This is a genomic window from Parasphaerochaeta coccoides DSM 17374, assembly GCF_000208385.1.
Taxonomy (GTDB): domain Bacteria; phylum Spirochaetota; class Spirochaetia; order Sphaerochaetales; family Sphaerochaetaceae; genus Parasphaerochaeta; species Parasphaerochaeta coccoides.
In genome coordinates this window covers 2,095,111-2,111,366 of the sequence record NC_015436.1, presented here as the reverse complement: position 1 = coordinate 2,111,366, position 16,256 = coordinate 2,095,111, and the positions used below count along the sequence as shown (strand labels likewise).

The 16,256-nt window shown below is 52.2% G+C and carries 12 protein-coding genes; 9 read left to right on the top strand and 3 right to left on the bottom strand.

Annotated elements, in window-relative coordinates; all coding sequences use genetic code 11:
- Window positions 1–129: 129 nt before the first annotated feature.
- Window positions 130–1,740, bottom strand: a complete 1,611-nt coding sequence (gene pyrG / locus SPICO_RS09100) for a CTP synthase (protein ID WP_013740375.1) — start codon at window positions 1,738–1,740, stop codon at window positions 130–132.
- Between the two features lie 34 nt (window positions 1,741–1,774).
- Window positions 1,775–2,344: an ANTAR domain-containing response regulator gene (locus tag SPICO_RS09095; RefSeq protein ID WP_013740374.1), complete on the bottom strand. Its 570-nt coding sequence runs from the start codon at window positions 2,342–2,344 to the stop codon at window positions 1,775–1,777.
- A 313-nt stretch (window positions 2,345–2,657) separates the two neighbouring features.
- Between SPICO_RS09095 and SPICO_RS09085 the strand changes: the two genes are divergently transcribed.
- The 7 genes from SPICO_RS09085 to SPICO_RS09055 all read left to right on the top strand — a co-directional run bounded on the left by SPICO_RS09085 (window position 2,658) and on the right by SPICO_RS09055 (window position 12,545).
- Window positions 2,658–4,745 (top strand): glutamine synthetase III family protein, encoded by a 2,088-nt coding sequence (locus SPICO_RS09085; protein ID WP_013740373.1) that lies wholly within the window; start codon window positions 2,658–2,660, stop codon window positions 4,743–4,745.
- A gap of 310 nt (window positions 4,746–5,055) precedes the next feature.
- Entirely contained in the window at window positions 5,056–6,117 is a 1,062-nt protein-coding gene (locus tag SPICO_RS09080) for a winged helix-turn-helix domain-containing protein (RefSeq protein WP_013740372.1), read from the top strand.
- Between the two features lie 33 nt (window positions 6,118–6,150).
- Window positions 6,151–6,846, top strand: coding sequence for a hypothetical protein (locus tag SPICO_RS09075; protein WP_013740371.1), 696 nt, complete (start codon window positions 6,151–6,153; stop codon window positions 6,844–6,846).
- Between the two features lie 114 nt (window positions 6,847–6,960).
- Window positions 6,961–8,265 (top strand): Na+/H+ antiporter NhaC family protein, encoded by a 1,305-nt coding sequence (locus SPICO_RS09070; RefSeq protein ID WP_013740370.1) that lies wholly within the window; start codon window positions 6,961–6,963, stop codon window positions 8,263–8,265.
- A gap of 34 nt (window positions 8,266–8,299) precedes the next feature.
- The gene (locus SPICO_RS09065) at window positions 8,300–10,453 is read left to right on the top strand and encodes a hydantoinase/oxoprolinase family protein (protein WP_013740369.1); all 2,154 of its coding nucleotides are present in this window, start codon (window positions 8,300–8,302) and stop codon (window positions 10,451–10,453) included.
- 48 nt (window positions 10,454–10,501) lie between these two features.
- On the top strand, window positions 10,502–11,191 hold the full coding sequence (locus tag SPICO_RS09060) for a hypothetical protein (RefSeq protein WP_013740368.1): 690 nt from the start codon (window positions 10,502–10,504) through the stop codon (window positions 11,189–11,191).
- Entirely contained in the window at window positions 11,172–12,545 is a 1,374-nt protein-coding gene (locus tag SPICO_RS09055) for an FAD-dependent oxidoreductase (protein WP_013740367.1), read from the top strand. The genes SPICO_RS09060 and SPICO_RS09055 overlap by 20 nt, the downstream gene beginning before the upstream one ends.
- Here the strand turns inward: SPICO_RS09055 and SPICO_RS09050 are convergent.
- Window positions 12,534–13,664: a glycerate kinase family protein gene (locus SPICO_RS09050; protein WP_013740366.1), complete on the bottom strand. Its 1,131-nt coding sequence runs from the start codon at window positions 13,662–13,664 to the stop codon at window positions 12,534–12,536. The genes SPICO_RS09055 and SPICO_RS09050 overlap by 12 nt on opposite strands.
- A 235-nt stretch (window positions 13,665–13,899) precedes the next feature.
- Here SPICO_RS09050 and argC point away from each other — a divergent pair, with 235 nt between their 5' ends.
- Both argC and argJ read left to right on the top strand, forming a co-directional pair.
- Window positions 13,900–14,952 (top strand): N-acetyl-gamma-glutamyl-phosphate reductase, encoded by a 1,053-nt coding sequence (gene argC, locus SPICO_RS09045; RefSeq protein WP_013740365.1) that lies wholly within the window; start codon window positions 13,900–13,902, stop codon window positions 14,950–14,952.
- 13 nt (window positions 14,953–14,965) lie between these two features.
- Window positions 14,966–16,252 carry a bifunctional glutamate N-acetyltransferase/amino-acid acetyltransferase ArgJ gene (gene argJ / locus SPICO_RS09040; RefSeq protein WP_013740364.1) on the top strand — a complete coding sequence of 429 codons (1,287 nt, stop codon included), beginning with the start codon at window positions 14,966–14,968 and terminating at the stop codon, window positions 16,250–16,252.
- Window positions 16,253–16,256: the final 4 nt, after the last annotated feature.

Below are 16,256 nucleotides of genomic sequence, written 5' to 3'. Positions count from 1 at the left end.
ATGAATATACATGACGAAAAAGCAAAAGGCAACAAAATGGATGACAAATGCCTGTATGACATATGACGACCCAGCGGAAAAGCACTAAAGCGAAAATACTTTCTACACCGAACGTTGGATCACGGTAAACTACCGGGACTTTTTCAATGCGGCAGCAAGGAATTCCCTGAATACCGGATGGGCACGGTTTGGACGACTCTTGAATTCAGGATGGAACTGTACGCCGAGGTAGAAAGGATGGACATGCTCAGGCAACTCCACGGCTTCCACCAGATGACCGTCAGGAGAATGACCGGATATAGTCAGACCGGCCTTCACCAGCTGTTCCCTGAAAACATTATTAAATTCATACCGGTGGCGATGCCGTTCCTTGATTTCCGCCTCTCCCCTGTATGCGCGATTCATGATAGTCTCCGGAACGATGGCACAAGGATATTCTCCCAGACGCATCGTACCTCCCTTGGGGATGTTGCCCATTTGGTCGGGCATCAAGTCTATGACGGAATGAAGACCATTCGGGGCGAACTCGCTTGAATTTGCATCCACAAGACCCATGACATCACGGGCATATTCAATGACGGCAATTTGCATTCCCAGGCAGATGCCGAAATACGGTATCTTGTTTTCTCGTGCATAGCGGGCAGCTACAATCATTCCTTCAATACCGCGGTCGCCGAAGCCTCCCGGAATCAAGATGCCATCACTCCCCGCAAGCAGGTCGTCAACGGAATCCGGCGTGACGCACTCCGAATCTATCCATGAAATGGAGACACGGCTCTGGTTTTCCCAGCCAGCGTGCTTGAGGGACTCCATGACGGAAAGATAGGCATCATGAAGCTGCGTGTATTTCCCCACGAGGGAAATGCGGACAGGAGTGACAGATGCTTCGATTTGCTTGAGCATGCGGTTCCAGTCCGTCATGTCGCAAGGGCCGGCGCCAAGGTTCATCTCCCGGCAGACGATTTCATCCAGCCCCTCGGAAGCCAGCATGACCGGTGCTTGGTAGAGGACCGGTACAGTACGGTTCTCTATGACGCAATCTCTTTTCACATTGCAGAAAAGCGCAATCTTGTCTTTGGTGGACTGGTCGAGGGGTTCATCGCTCCGCGTCACTATGATGTGGGGCGTGATGCCGGATCCCTGAAGTATCTTGACGGAATGCTGGGTGGGCTTGGACTTGTGCTCCCCGCTGCTGCGGAGATAGGGGACAAGGGTCACATGGATGAACAGACAGTTGGATTCTCCCACTTCACGGCTGACCTGGCGGATAGCTTCAAGAAAAGGCTGGCTCTCTATGTCGCCGATGGTTCCGCCTATCTCGGTGATGACTACGTCGGCATTGGTCTTGCGGCCTACGGCATAAATGAAACTTTTGATTTCGTTGGTCACATGGGGGATGATTTGGACGGTGCTGCCCAGATATTCCCCGTTCCGTTCCTTGGTCAGGACATTCCAATATACTTTCCCGCTGGTCATGTTGGAGAATTTGTTGAGATCCTCATCAATGAACCTTTCATAGTGTCCCAGGTCAAGGTCGGTTTCAGCGCCATCATCGGTGACAAAGACTTCCCCATGCTGGAACGGGCTCATCGTGCCCGGATCGACATTCATGTACGGATCCAACTTTTGCGCCGCTATCTTAAGCCCGCGGTTTTTCAGCAGACGCCCCAGGGACGCAGCGGTTATCCCTTTTCCCAGGCCAGAAACAACACCACCAGTCACAAAGACATATTTCGTCATCATCTTCTCCCGTTTCCCTGATAGTTCCCTATGCTCATTCATATGTCTTCAGGATACGGCGCGCCACCGCTATACGCGGAATGCGCAGATCCATAGCCTGCTTCTCAATGTAGCGGTGAGCCTGCGCCTCAGTCATGTCAAGGTAATGAACGAGCGCGATTTTCGCGCGATCGACCAGCTTGACCTCATCCAGCTTACTTTCAAGCCGGGAGTTCTTCTGATGCAGCATGGCTATGCGGCGTCTCATTGACCGGGCGAATTTCAACACATAAGAAAACGCGACCGGATCCAATGGCCTGCCGATGACCACGGCCCCGTAATCTTCTACCACAGAAGATGTCGTATCGACAAGGTCGTCTGGCACGATAACCACGAGCGATGCAAAGGTTTTTTCTCCAATCATACGGCAAAGGTCGCTGTCTTTCTCATCAGGCAGGGGGAGATCAAGGATGATGGTATCCCATTCTTCATCCATGATGAGGCGGCGAGCCTCGGCTCCCGACTGCACAATGGTCAGGATGGAAGATGACGCGGCGTCTTTGATGGCTGCCATATGGCAGCTTTGTGAAGGAGCGATGGACGCGACAAGAATACTTCCACTCATAATTCCGCCTTTTTTTCCCGCTCGGAGACAATCAGGTCGTGATGTTCTTTCGCGTCATGATAATATGCTGTTGAGCTTGGCGCAAGACGCGCTTGCGTAGGAGGCGTGATGGCGCTTCCGATTTCCCATATAAAACAAAAATGAAAAAGAAAAGGAAAAATGAAAAATGACTTTCCTTGGGAGTTGACAGAAACGGGCAGTCTCCTGTAAAAGTAACGACATCAGCAAAGACGCTGTAGTCCATGTGGTCTACGGCGTCTTTTTTCATATCATGCAGGTATTGCGAAGCCGGTTTTTATAGGGGAGAACATCAATGGATACGATTTCCAGTTATTTTGGGTCACTCGTCTTCAATGACAGGATCATGCAGGAGTCATTGCCTCAGGACATCTACAAGGCGCTGAAGAAAACGGTTCGAGACGGCAAAGATTTGGACATCACCATAGCCAACGCCGTAGCCAATGCCATGAAGGAATGGGCGATTGGACTGGGCGCGACTCATTATACCCACTGGTTCCAGCCAATGACCGGTATCACCGCTGAGAAGCATGAGAGCTTTGTTTCTCCCACCAAGGACGGACGGGTCTTGATGGTATTCTCCGGCAAGGAACTGATTAAGGGAGAGCCTGATGCATCTTCTTTCCCTTCGGGAGGTCTCCGCGCTACCTTCGAGGCTCGCGGCTATACGGCATGGGATCCTACGAGTTATGCCTTCATCAAGGACAATACGCTGTGCATCCCCACGGCTTTCTGTTCCTACAGCGGTGAAGCACTGGACAAGAAAACTCCGCTTCTTCGTTCCATGGAAGCGTTGAGTGATTCCGCGGTACGCCTGCTCCGTCTGTTCGGAAAGACTGATGTCAAGAGAGTCATCACCACGGCAGGGCCTGAACAGGAATACTTCCTGGTTGACCGTGAGCTTTATCTCAAGCGCAAAGACCTGGTTCATTGCGGACGTACCTTGGTTGGAGCGAAACCTCCCAAGGGGCAGGAGCTTGAGGATCACTATTTCGGTCCCATCCGACCCCGTGTATCCGCTTATATGCAGGATCTCGATCGTGAGCTATGGAAACTAGGCGTCTATGCCAAGACACGTCATAACGAAGTAGCTCCCAGCCAGCATGAGCTTGCTTCCGTCTACGAGACATCCAACCTCGCCGTAGACCATAATCAGCTCATCATGGAAATCATGAAGAAGATTGCCGACAAGCATGGCCTTGCCTGTCTTCTCCATGAAAAGCCTTTTGCCGGGGTCAATGGGTCGGGCAAGCATAACAACTGGTCCATGGCGACCGACACGGGCATCAATCTTCTTGAACCGGGAGATTCCCCGATTGACAACGCCCAGTTCCTCATCTTTCTTGTGGCGGTGATCAAGGCGGTGGATGAATATCAGGATTTGTTGCGCGTATCCGTCGCCAGCGCGGGCAACGACCATCGCCTTGGCGCGAACGAAGCGCCTCCCGCCATTGTCTCGATGTATCTGGGAGAGGAGCTGACTGAAATCCTTGATTCCCTTGCCAACGGTACAGCCTATGGTGCCAAGAGCCGCAAGGCAATGGCTCTGGGTGTTCATGTCCTGCCTCCCATTCCCAGGGACAGCACGGACCGGAACCGTACAAGCCCCTTTGCCTTTACCGGCAATAAGTTTGAATTCCGCATGCTGGGCTCATCTTTTTCCGTCTCCGGTCCGAACATCATCCTCAACACCATCATAGCCAAGGAGCTGGATGAGTTCTCTGACCTGCTGGAAGGGACAAAGGATTTCAAGAAAACCCTTGCCAAGATTGTCACCGATACCTACCTTGCCCACAAGAGGATTGTGTTCAACGGCAACAACTACAGTGATGAATGGGTGAAGGAAGCGGAGGCGCGAGGGTTGCTTAACCTTCATTCGACTCCAGACTCACTACCGGCGTTCATCGCACCGAAGAATGAAGAAGTCTTTGCGAAATATAAAGTGTTCAGTTCTTCGGAGCTGCATAGCCGTTACGATATTTTGGTCGAAAATTACATAAAGACCATCAATATCGAGGCACTTACCTTTGTTGAGATAATCCGCAAGCAGGTTCTCCCCGCTGCCAGCGCTTTTTCTGCCAAGTACGCGGCGGAAGCAGTTACCAAACGCAGTTTGGATCCAAGCCTTGCCGTGACCATGGAGAAGACACTGGTCAAGCGTTTCAGCGACCTTGAGGACAGCCTGTTCGCCAAGGTGGAGGAACTGGACGACACCATCATCAGGTTGAAGGGACTGTCCGGCATAGAGGCTGCCCGCTTCTGTCGTGATGAAATCCTTGCCAGGATGCAGGAAGCCCGTGCGATGAGCGATGAGCTGGAAGGGTTCGTAGGACAGGGATACTGGCCGTTCCCTACCTATGGAGAGCTTCTTTTCTCAGTCTGATCGGCATTTGTCTGATTTGTATCCATGATACTAAGCCTTCCCCAGGGACCTGACATGTTTCTGCTTGAGCAGGACTGCTGGTCCCTTTTTTGTGGCCTTTCGTCTCAATCGTTTTTCGGATGCCCTCGGCTTGGCTGGCGAGGCGCGTATGAGGAACCAAATCCCTCAAAAAATTTTCTCTGTTCCCTTGAGGTTTTTTTCTTGCTGACTTTATGAATCAATGATACTGTCAACTTATTACGGACTCCGAATAAAGTTGTACGCCCATGCTTTTCCTCTGTTCAGGATGGTACCATAGAGGAAAAGGACAATGAAAAAAAGCAGCTTGCAGGACATCAGGAAACACAATGCCAATCTGATTCTGAACTCATTGATGCATCAGGATGCCATCTCCCGTACAGATGTAGCGAAAATCACCAACCTTGCCCCCAGCACGGTTTCCAGTCTTGTCGGAGAATTGCTGGAAGATGGCATCCTCATTGAAATTGCTCCCCTGGGTTCCACCGGAGGGCGACGGCGCATGCAGCTGGGGCTCAATGGGAACTATGGTTTTTTCGTTGTAGCGGAAATATCCCGGCGCAATGTCACGCTCCATTTCTATGACATGTCCCTGACCCGTCGGGAACAAGCAGTGACGAGACAAGGAAAACTGTCCGGAGACGATGTGTTTTCCGAGATTGTAGATGCCGTGCGGAATATCATGGAGGAAAAGAGCTCACTCAGCGGACGTTTGATGGGAGTCGGCCTGCTTTTCCAGGATGATATCCAGGCTTCGGATTTCTCCGTCATGTATTCGACCTCATTGTCGTCGGCGACCATTTCCCTCCATGATGCGCTTTTCACCTGCTTCAAGGTACCGGTTCTGGAGGAGTTTTCCCTGGAACATACTCTGGATGATGCTCTCTCGGCGGTGGACAGACGGGATCAGAAGAATGCCGCGCTCTTGGTTTTCGGCAAGCAGGTATGGGTCAGTGTCATGTTGGAAGGCAAGCTTATTCCTCTGAGGGACGGCTCTGCAAGCATCATCACTCACATGTTCCTCCATGAAGAAAAGAATGGGAATCCCGTGGGAAGCGGAAGCATGGAAGCTTCCGGGACAAATCTTGTTCCCTTCATCCTTGATGACAGGGGAGGCAAGGTTTTTATTCAGAAAGCATGCAATGCCATACGGATGATATGTATGCTGTTTTCCTTGGACACCATTTTTTTCGTGGGGAACGTCCAGAAATTCTTATCTCCGTTGAAAGCGGAATTGAAAAAAGCAATGGATGACGGAACTGTCCCCGATATCCGGATGCTTGATGATATTCCCGCGACAGATAAAGTGAATACCATCGCAGGACAAGTACGTGACAGGGCGTTGGTTTCCTGATGAAGGAAAACATGTCCTGAAGGAGATGCCTCAATGAAATTGCACAGGATATTGTCGGAAAGGAAATTTTCATTGGTCGTCAGTCTGCCTGAGAATGACCTTGGACTGGCACGTGCCGCCTTGGATGGTGGATGTGATGCCGTCAAGGTTCATGTGAACGTCTGGCACAGGGCAAGCGGACACACCTTTGGCACGTATCAGGAAAACAAGGGATTCTTGCGGGATATGGTTCGTCTTTGCGGTGATGTTCCGGTCGGTCTGGTTCCCGGTGGCGCGGATGCTTTCATTTCCCCTGAGGAAAGGGTGGAAATGGAAGCCTTGGGAGTGGACTTCTTTTCTTCCTACGCCCAGCATCTTCCCGTGCATATGATGGAATCCCGGATTCTCACCAAGATGCCCGCGATTGATTCGACATATACCCAGAACACGCTGGATGCCATACGTGCCAGTGAAATCGATGTCTTGGAATGCAGCATACAGCCGGGCGAGCTTTACGGGACACCGTTGAACTATGCCGACATCCTGAAATATGCGGATATTTCCGCCAAGGTCGGCAAGCCGACGCTTATTCCTACGCAGAAGGTCATCAAGCCTTCGGAGGTCAGGCATTTGCATCACGCCGGGTGCAAGGCAATCATGATCGGCGCCATTGTCCTGGGCAAGGATCCCTCTCCTGAAAGGCTTAGGGCTGTCACCCAAGAGTTCCGTGAAGCCATCGACGCGCTGTAAGAGAAGATGAAACGGTGAAGAAGGCAGGATGTGGGGCAAAGTTTTTTCATGTGGTTCGTCACGGCATCATGGATGCTGTGTTTATATTAGTTTCCTAAAGGGAGGAAGTGGATTATGTTACAAGGCATTCTCATGATTGCTGCGTTCTTGGTGATTGCGACACTTATGATGCTCAAGAAGATTCCTACGCTCTTGGCCTTGCCCCTCATGGCGGTCGTCATTTGTATCATCGCAGGAGTCCCCGCCGTGGAAGTCAACGAACAGGGAGCCCAGGTTGGCTGGTTGCAGACGGTGCTTGAGGCAGGGACGGTCCGTATGGCGGCGGCTATCATGGCTGTCGTATTCGGCGCATGGCTTGGTCAGCTTATGAACAAGACAGGAGTCACTGAAACGATTATCAAGAAAAGCGCCGAGCTGGGAGGTGACAAACCTTTGATTGTGACCTTGATTATGGTCGTGGCATGCGCGCTTCTCTTTACAACCTTGAGCGGACTGGGTTCCATCATCATGGTTGGCTCCATCGTGCTTCCTATCTTGGTCTCTGTCGGGATTCCCGCCATCAGCGCCGCCTGTATTTTCCTCATGGCTTTTACGACGGGACTGACGTTCAACATTGCCAACTGGAAGACTTTTTCCTCGATTTTCAACTTGGAGATCGTCTATATCAGGAATTTTGAGATTTATCTTCTCGCGGCTACCGCGCTTGCAACACTCATCCTTGTGTTTGTCGAGTTCAAGAAGAACGGAACGAAGTTCAGCTTTTCGGCTCCTGTCAAGAAAGAAGAAGAAAATGACAGGAACCTCAAGGGTGTGCGCGGTGCTTTTGCCGTGCTGACTCCGTTAATTCCCATCATCCTGGTCGCGGCCTTCAAATGGCCGGTCGTTCCTTCCTTCATTGTCGGCATTGCATGGATACTGATTTTTACCGCGAAAAGTTTTTCAAAGGCAATGAACACTCTTGTCAAGACGTGCTATGACGGTATCACTGACGGCGGCCCTGCCATCATCCTGATGATTGGTATTGGCATCCTGTATCTTGCGGTGACGCATCCTACGGTGAAAGCGACGCTGAATCCATTCCTGCTCGCTGTCGTGCCATCCGGACGCATCGGATACATCCTGTTCTTCTCCTTGCTGGCGCCCCTTGCCTTGTACCGCGGTCCGATGAACCTGTTTGGGCTTGGTTCCGGCATTGCCGCTCTCATCATAGGACTCGGCTCATTGTCGCCTCTTGCTGTCATGGGTGCTTTCCTTGCCGCTGAAAGAATCCAGGGCTGTGGCGACCCGACCAACACGCAGAATGTCTGGACGGCAAACTTCACCGAGGTTGACGTGAATACCATCACGAAGAAACTTCTGCCCTACCTGTGGGCGGTCGCTGTCTTCGGCGTGGCTCTGTCCGGCATTCTGTACATCTGAACGATATAAATGACTGAAAGGGAGAAGGTGAGATATGAAGGTTCGTATTGGCATAGACGTTGGGGGGACATTCACTGATGCCGCCGCGATTGACAATGATACGTATGAGCTGGTCGGAACGGTAAAGATTCCTACGACGCATACTGCCAAGGAAGGCGTGGCCGCCGGTATCGTCCAGGTGCTGGATGCCATCATGACACAGCATTCCATAAAGCCGGAAGATATTGTGTTCATCGCCCATGGGACTACCCAGGCGACGAATGCGCTGCTTGAGGGTGATGTCGCGGATGTCGGCATCATCACGCTGGGCAGCGGGCTTGAAGGTTTGAAAAGCAAGTCGGACACCCACATCGGGCGTATCGAGCTTTCTCCCGGAAAATTTCTGGAAACCATCAACGAATATGTCGTCGTTGATAAAAGCACAAACCTTGCGGCGGATATTTCCGCCGCAATAGTAAAACTGACGGAGTCCGGTGGTTCAAGCATCGTGACGGCTGAGACATTCAGTGTTGACAATCCTGAAAATGAAAATCTCGCCGTGAGCCTCTGTACCCGCAAGAACATTCCTGGGACGGCGACGAATGACATTTCAAAACTGTACGGGCTACGGATACGGACGAGAACCGCGGTCATCAACGCAAGCGTGATGCCCAAGATGCTTGAAGCGGCCACGATGACCGAGGAGAGCATCCAGAAAGCCGGCATCACGAGTCCTCTGATGATCATGCGCTGTGATGGAGGCGTCATGAGCGTTGATGAGGTTCGTTCCCGTCCTATCCTTACCATTCTCTCAGGCCCGGCGGCGGGAGTCGCCGGAGCGCTCATGTATGAGAAGCTGACCGACGGGATATTCTTTGAGGTGGGAGGGACTTCCACCGATATTTCCTGCGTCAAGGACGGGAAGGTCATGATCCAGTACGCTGAGGTCGGCGGACACAAGACCTATCTCAATAGCCTGGATGTGCGCACGGTCGGCATTGGCGGCGGCAGCATGATTAAGATTAAGGACGGAAAAGCCGTGGATACCGGCCCGCGTTCCGCCCATATCGTAGGGTTGAACTACGAAGTGTTCTCCAACCCCGCTGTTTTGAAGAATCCGCGCTTGGTTCCGGTTCGTCATACGGCGTCGGACGCTGATTATGCCAGCATTGAATGTGACGGAGGCGTCCGGATTGCCCTGACACTGTCAGGAGCTGCGAATATTGCCGGATATGTCACCGAAGGTGATTACGCTTATGGGAGCGCGGAAGCCGCCCGCATAGCATGGAAGCCATTGGCGGACAATATGGGCTGTTCCCTTGAAGAAGCTGCCCGGAAAGTATTGGGTTTTGCCGCGGTGAAGAACGGTGCCGTAGTCGCCCAGCTGCTGAAAGACTATCACATGAATCCCCGTACTACTCTGTTTGTCGGTGGCGGCGGTGGCGCTGCGGTGGTCGTTCCCCATCTTGCCGGTATCATGAAACACACGTGGAAACTGGCCAGGAATGCACCGGTCATTTCTACGATAGGCGTCGCCCTGGCAATGGTCAGGGACATGGTTGAAAGGACGGTGATCAACCCCACTGACGAGGATATAGTCCAGGTGCGACGTGAAGCCGAGATGAAAGCCATCCAAAGCGGAGCGGCTCCCGGAACAGTCGATGTCAGTGTGGAGGTGGATACCCAGAGGAATCTGGTGCGTGCCATTGCTGTCGGCGCCACTGAAATGCGGAGCAAGGATCTCAGGCAGGAGAAGCTTTCCGAGGCCATGCTCATCTCCTTGGTCGCCGGGAACCTGAATGTCGCTTCTCAGGGGCTGACGGTCACAGCTGAGAACGGCCAGATGTTCGCCATACAGCAGATGAAGACACAAAAAAAACTTTTTGGACTGATGAAGAAAGAAACCCGTGCGCTCCGTCTGATTGATGATGAAGGCATCATCCGCTTGCAGAAGAACAATGCATGGGTGAGGAAAAGTTCCAGGGAAACATGGGAAAGTGACATAAAGTGGCTGCTTGAAGAATTGACGGAGTACAATGACGGCGGGGCAAACCTTCCGAACATCTATGTGGTCCTTGGAAAAAAGATTGTGGACCTGTCCGGACTCCAGAGCGAATCCCAAATCCTGAGTCTCGGCACTGTGGAGGTATCAGGGTACCCTGCCGGAGAAGTCCTTATTGTCATTGCGACGAAGCGGGTCGATGTTTGAGCGGATGTGGTGCATATTCTGGACATATTCGCACATCAGGGAGTCCTTATGGAGAAAAACAGTGACATGTCCGCGCATGAGATTTTCCCGTTCCCCGGCAAGGAGCTTGCCTTGGTCGAGCTGAGCTATGACCTGTGCTATGACAAGATTCCACAGGCCGACAGGGAACGGGCGGTCTGTGCCGCATGGGACAAGGGCGAACAAGCCGCCCGCCGGATATTTGCTATGGTGGGTGATGCTGAGGGTAGTGCCGAAAATAATGCCAAAGGTAATGCCGAAGGTAATGCCGAAGGTAATGCCGAAGGTAATGCCGAAGGTAATGCCGGGTTCAGGGAATTGCTTGCAAAAAAAGGCATAGCCTGTAAGGAAATTGACAAGGACATGATTGTAGGGAACAGACGATACTTTTGCGACTATGTTTCCGGTCGGAAAGAAGTGGTGCTTTATCTGCCTTCAATCAGGCTGTGGGCACAGGAAAATTCCCTGTCCATGAATGTCGCTGTCGAGCTTATCCTGAGCCATGAGTTCTTCCATGTCCTGGAATGCACCGAGCTGGGATTGACAAGCAAGGACTACACCGTGCCGATTCTCCGCATTGGAAAACTGAAGCTGGGCAGGACAGGAATCCGGGCTTTATCAGAGATTGGGGCTCATGCCTTTGCCCGGACATATCACGATCTGAAACAATCCATGCATGAGCGTGCCGAGAGGGAACAAGATGAAAAATCTCATATATGATGTGGTTGTCGTAGGGGGAGGGCCATCCGGTACTGTCGCGGCAATCGCCGCTGCGCGTCACGGAGCAAAAACACTTCTCGTGGAGCAAAGTGGTTTTCTCGGAGGCGCCCTGACCCGCTACGGGACAGGCCCCCAGATGACCTATCATGCCGGAAAAACCCAGGTCGTCCGCGGCATCCCCGATGAAATCGTGGAAAGGATGAAAGCCCTCGGTTATTCACCGGGACACATGGATGACTTTGTCGGTTATGCAAGCAGTGTGACACCGTTTGACACGGAAGGTTTGAAATATGTCCTTGAGCAGATGGCTTTGGAAGCCGGAGTGACGCTGCTGTACCATACGCTTTATACTGGCTGTCATGTCCAGGATAAAAAAATCACCTGTATCACCCTTCATGCAAAGAACGGAGCGTTCTCTGTAGAAGCGAAGGTGGTCATTGACTGTACAGGGGATGCGGATGTAGCCACCCATGCGGGAGTCCCCAGCGTCTTCGGGCGTGAATCGGATAATCTTGCCCAGCCGATGACCATGAACGTAAAGGTTTCCGGGGTTGACCGCGACAAGCTGATTGACTTTGTGTCTGCGCACAGGGACGACATGCTGCCGACTATCCCCTTTGACCGCTTGAGGGAAATCCCGCGCACAGGAATCCAGGGAGCCTATTCCTTGGTGAAACGTGCCAAGGAACGGGGAGAGTTCTCCGTAGACAGGGACATGGTGTTGTGTTTTGAGACAAACAACGTGGGAGAGTTCATTGTCAACATGTCCCGCATTACAAAGAAGATGGCGACCGATCCCTTCGAGCTCACCGAAGCGGAGGTTGAGGGACGACGCCAGGGTAGGGAGATTGTCGCGTTCCTGCAAAAATACATCCCCGGATTCGAGTCTTGTAAAGTTGTCATGACAGGACCGTATGTCGGTATCCGTGAAAGCCGCAAGATAAACGGAGTGTACAAGCTCACGGCGGAGGATCTTCTGGAGAACACGATGTTCAATGATGCCATTGCAATGGGCGGATATCCAATTGACATACATTCTCCTGACGGAGCTGCCACAAAGCATCGTTTCCTCAGCCCAGGAAGCTGGTATTCGGTTCCTTACCGATGTCTTGTCTCCCATGAGATAGACAACCTGATTGTTTCAGGCCGATGCATCAGCGCGACTCATGAGGCTTGCGCCGCCGTCAGGGTGACTCCTGTTGTCATGGCAATAAGCCAAGGCGCAGGAACTGCCGCGGCATTGTGCGCGGAGGCAGGAGTTTCTGTGCAGGATGTGGATATTACTGAACTGAAGAAGCAGTTGGCGCAGGATGGCGCGTTCCTTGATGAGTACAAAGGCACTCTATTTGCGTGATTTGATCAGGCGAATGATTGAGTCCATTGTCAGCATCATGTCTGATTGGCTTCTCGTCCTCAGCACGGAATAGGGTGCGGCAATCCTGTTGATGCTGAATATCGCTGTAACACCTTCATTGAAAATGTCATCAATGCCATCCCCTATGTCTCCTACAACAGCCACGACAGGGACATGATGTTTCTTTGCCCTCCGGGCTATGCCGACAACGACTTTTCCACTCAGGCTTTGCGCATCCAGCTTGCCTTCTCCTGTGAAGATGTAGTCCGTCTGTTCTGCAAGCGTGTCAAATCCAATCGTATCAAGGATGGTGTCTATACCTCTTTGAAGTTTTGCATTGAAGAAAGCCAGCATGCCTGCGCCGAGACCTCCGGCGGCACCTGCGCCTGGAATGTGTGCTATATCTTCATTGAGTTCTGTCATGATGATTCCGGCGAACGCCTTGAGTTCTTTGTCAAGGGATTCCACCATATCCGGATCAGCTCCTTTTTGGGGAGAAAAAACATACGCCGCTCCGTTTTCCCCGTATAATGGGTTGTTGACATCACACATTGCGATAATGGGAACAGATTTTATTGCCGGATCGAGTCCGCTCATATCGATGGAAACGACCTTGGATAACGTGCCGCCGGTGGGAACGAATGGCATGTTGTCTGAATCTTTGAAAATGACGCCAGCTCCGGCTGCCGCTCCAGCGCCACAGTCATTGGTGCAGCTTCCCCCAAGCCCTATGACCAGTTTGCGGCAGCCTTGTGCCACGGCATGTCTCATCAACTGTCCGAGGCCATATGTCGTTGTCTTGTCCGGTTCTTTTCGGTCTCCTGCGATAGGCAGCCCCGCGCAGGAAGCTGTTTCCAGGATTGCCGTCCCATCGGAAAGCAAGGCATATGAGGCTTCCATGTCTTCCATGAAAGGGCCTTTCACTGTTGTGGTGATTTTGCGTCCTTCTTGTGATGCCAGGAAAGCGTCAACACTTCCTTCACCTCCATCGGCCACAGGAATCGAAACTACTTTTGCTTCCGGATAGTGAGTAAGGATAGCCCGTTTCATGATGGAGCATACCTGCCGGGAATCCATTGTCCCTTTGAAGGAATCGGGAAGCAAAAGGAATCGTTCCATGTGTGTTCTCCCTTGATGGTAGTGGTAAGGGTGAGTTGTTTTATAGGCAGACCGTTTCTGGTTCTGAATATGTACTCGTTTGAGTGTACTGTCAATATCTTCTTCTTTTAAGGAATCTTTAGAACTCAATGAATAAATTTACTATATTATAGGTGAATTATTGTATATTTATTCCAATATACTGGAATATGCTGAATATTTATGTATAATGTCAGATACGCAGACAGGAGGAAATATGTTCAGCGTCGGAATCATCGGAATCACCGGTTACGCAGGCGTACAGCTTGCCCATATGGTTGCACGGCATCATCATGCCCGCCTCACGTATGCCGGCTCGCACTCCCATGCCGGACGGAAACTGAAGGACATCCATCCTCATCTTGCGTCACCGGAGGGAGACATTCTGCTTCAGGATGATGACATACAGACTGCTGCCGCTTCCTGTGATGTCATATTCCTTGCTCTGCCAGCGGGCATTGCGGCGGGGACGCTCAATGAAGATATCTTGAAGAAGACTGTGGTCATTGACCTTGGCGCCGATTTTCGCCTGCGTGACAGGGCAGTTTATGAAGCGTGGTACAAGAAACTGGCGGCACCGTCTGCCTTGTTGGAAAAAGCGGTGTACGGACTGGTCGAACTGCATCGGGATGAAATCAGGAACAGCCGGCTGATAGCCAATCCCGGCTGCTATACAACCTGTTCCATCTTGAGCCTGCATCCACTTCTCAAGCAAGGACTGATTGAACCGGAGGGCATCATCATTGATGCTAAAAGCGGGGTGAGCGGAGCGGGACGGGAGCTTTCCATTGACACTCAGTTCTGCGAGGCAAACGAGTCAGTGAAAGCCTACGGCGTGGCCGTCCACCGGCATACACCGGAGATAGAGCAGGAGCTTGGCTTTGCCCGCCAGGGAGGACAGCCGGTCATTGTTCAGTTCACGCCCCACCTGATTCCCATGGATCGGGGCATCTTGACGACCTGTTACGCTTCCCTCAAGGCAGGCGTCAACGCCAGTTCTGTCGCAGCCGCTTATGAAGATGCTTATGGAAAAGAGAAGTTCATCGGCATGAGGCCGTCATCTTCACTGCCACAGACACGGTGGGTCAAAGGAAGCAACAGATGTGACATCGGCTGGGTGATTGATGAACGCACCGGGCGCATCATTGTCGTCGGCGCATTGGACAACCTGGTCAAAGGAGCGGCAGGACAAGCCCTCCAGAACATGAATGTCGTCATGGGTTGTGACGAAGACACCGGCCTGTCGGCATCAGGTATATTTCCCATCTGAACGAGGAAGCAGCATGAAGATTATCACCGGCGGCATTGCCGCGGCAAAAGGGTTCCAAGCTGTAGGAGTAGCCTGCGGTATCAAGAAAAAAAAGAAAGACCTTGCCTTGATAGTCAGTTCCCGCCCCTGTAGTGCGGCAGGGGTGTTCACTACCAATGTAGTCAAGGCTGCGCCGGTCGTCTGGGACAAGGCCATCATTGACGCCGGAGGGCCGGTTCATGCCATAGTGGTGAACAGTGGCAACGCCAACGCATGCACCGGTGCCAGGGGCATGATTGACGCACAAGCGACCGCCGCTCATGCGGCATCTGCTCTTGAGAGTCTTGAATTGCGTGAGACGGCCGTTTCCGGCATGAAGGCAGAGAATATCCTGGTCTGTTCCACCGGCGTCATCGGCGTCCCGCTGCCCATGGACAGACTGCTCTGTGGCATCACTGCTGCCTCGGCCATGATTGTTTCCGGAAGTTCATCCGCACATTCCACCGATTCCGCTGCTTCCGCAGCTTCCGCTGATGATGCCGCCCACGCCATACTTACCACTGATACGACGGAGAAAGTCATGGCTGTCAGCTGTGAGATTGGCGGCAAGACAGTGACCATCGGCGGTATGGCAAAAGGTTCCGGCATGATTCATCCCAACTTGGCCACCATGCTTGCGTTCATCACCACTGATGCCGGAATTTCCACATCCCTTCTCCAAGAACTGCTGGGAGACAGTATTGCGGACACTTTCAACATGATATCGGTCGATGGCGACACATCCACCAACGATACGGTACTTGTCTTGGCTAACGGGGCTTCCGGCGTTGTAGTTGAGAAGGAACAGGCCGGATGGGATGAGTTTTCTGATGCTTTCACCTACGTTCTTGGACATCTTGCCCGTGAAATTGTGAGGGACGGGGAGGGAGCCGGACATTTCATTGAAGTGAACGTATCCGGAGCGGCGACCAAAGGTGATGCTCGGATTCTTGCCCGTTCAGTCATATCGTCCAACTTGGTGAAAACCGCCTTCTTTGGTGCGGATGCCAACTGGGGGCGCATCCTTTGCGCCATGGGCTACAGCGGCGCCACGTTCAATCCCGACTTGGCATCTCTTTGGTTCATCAGCCATGCCGGAACCATCCAGGTTGTCAGGGAAGGGATGCCTCTTGCTTTCGATGAAACGCAGGCCAAGAAGATTCTCATGGAGAAGGATGTGACGGTGAAAGCCGTATTGGGAGATGGAGAAGAAGACGCGACCGCATGGGGCTGTGACCTCAGCTATGACTATGTGCGGATTAACGGCGATTACAGGAGCTAAAAGA

What these genes read in the sequence shown, in the direction of transcription:
- SPICO_RS09085 (WP_013740373.1), top strand. Translation starts at nt 2,658, where the DNA reads ATGGATACGATTTCCAGTTATTTTGGGTCACTCGTCTTCAATGACAGG.
- SPICO_RS09080 (WP_013740372.1), top strand. Translation starts at nt 5,056, where the DNA reads ATGAAAAAAAGCAGCTTGCAGGACATCAGGAAACACAATGCCAATCTG.
- SPICO_RS09070 (WP_013740370.1), top strand. Translation starts at nt 6,961, where the DNA reads ATGTTACAAGGCATTCTCATGATTGCTGCGTTCTTGGTGATTGCGACA.
- SPICO_RS09065 (WP_013740369.1), top strand. Translation starts at nt 8,300, where the DNA reads ATGAAGGTTCGTATTGGCATAGACGTTGGGGGGACATTCACTGATGCC.
- SPICO_RS09075 (WP_013740371.1), top strand. Translation starts at nt 6,151, where the DNA reads ATGAAATTGCACAGGATATTGTCGGAAAGGAAATTTTCATTGGTCGTC.
- pyrG (WP_013740375.1), bottom strand. Translation starts at nt 1,740, where the DNA reads ATGACGAAATATGTCTTTGTGACTGGTGGTGTTGTTTCTGGCCTGGGA.
- SPICO_RS09095 (WP_013740374.1), bottom strand. Translation starts at nt 2,344, where the DNA reads ATGAGTGGAAGTATTCTTGTCGCGTCCATCGCTCCTTCACAAAGCTGC.
- SPICO_RS09050 (WP_013740366.1), bottom strand. Translation starts at nt 13,664, where the DNA reads ATGGAACGATTCCTTTTGCTTCCCGATTCCTTCAAAGGGACAATGGAT.
- SPICO_RS09055 (WP_013740367.1), top strand. Translation starts at nt 11,172, where the DNA reads ATGAAAAATCTCATATATGATGTGGTTGTCGTAGGGGGAGGGCCATCC.
- argC (WP_013740365.1), top strand. Translation starts at nt 13,900, where the DNA reads ATGTTCAGCGTCGGAATCATCGGAATCACCGGTTACGCAGGCGTACAG.
- argJ (WP_013740364.1), top strand. Translation starts at nt 14,966, where the DNA reads ATGAAGATTATCACCGGCGGCATTGCCGCGGCAAAAGGGTTCCAAGCT.
- SPICO_RS09060 (WP_013740368.1), top strand. Translation starts at nt 10,502, where the DNA reads ATGGAGAAAAACAGTGACATGTCCGCGCATGAGATTTTCCCGTTCCCC.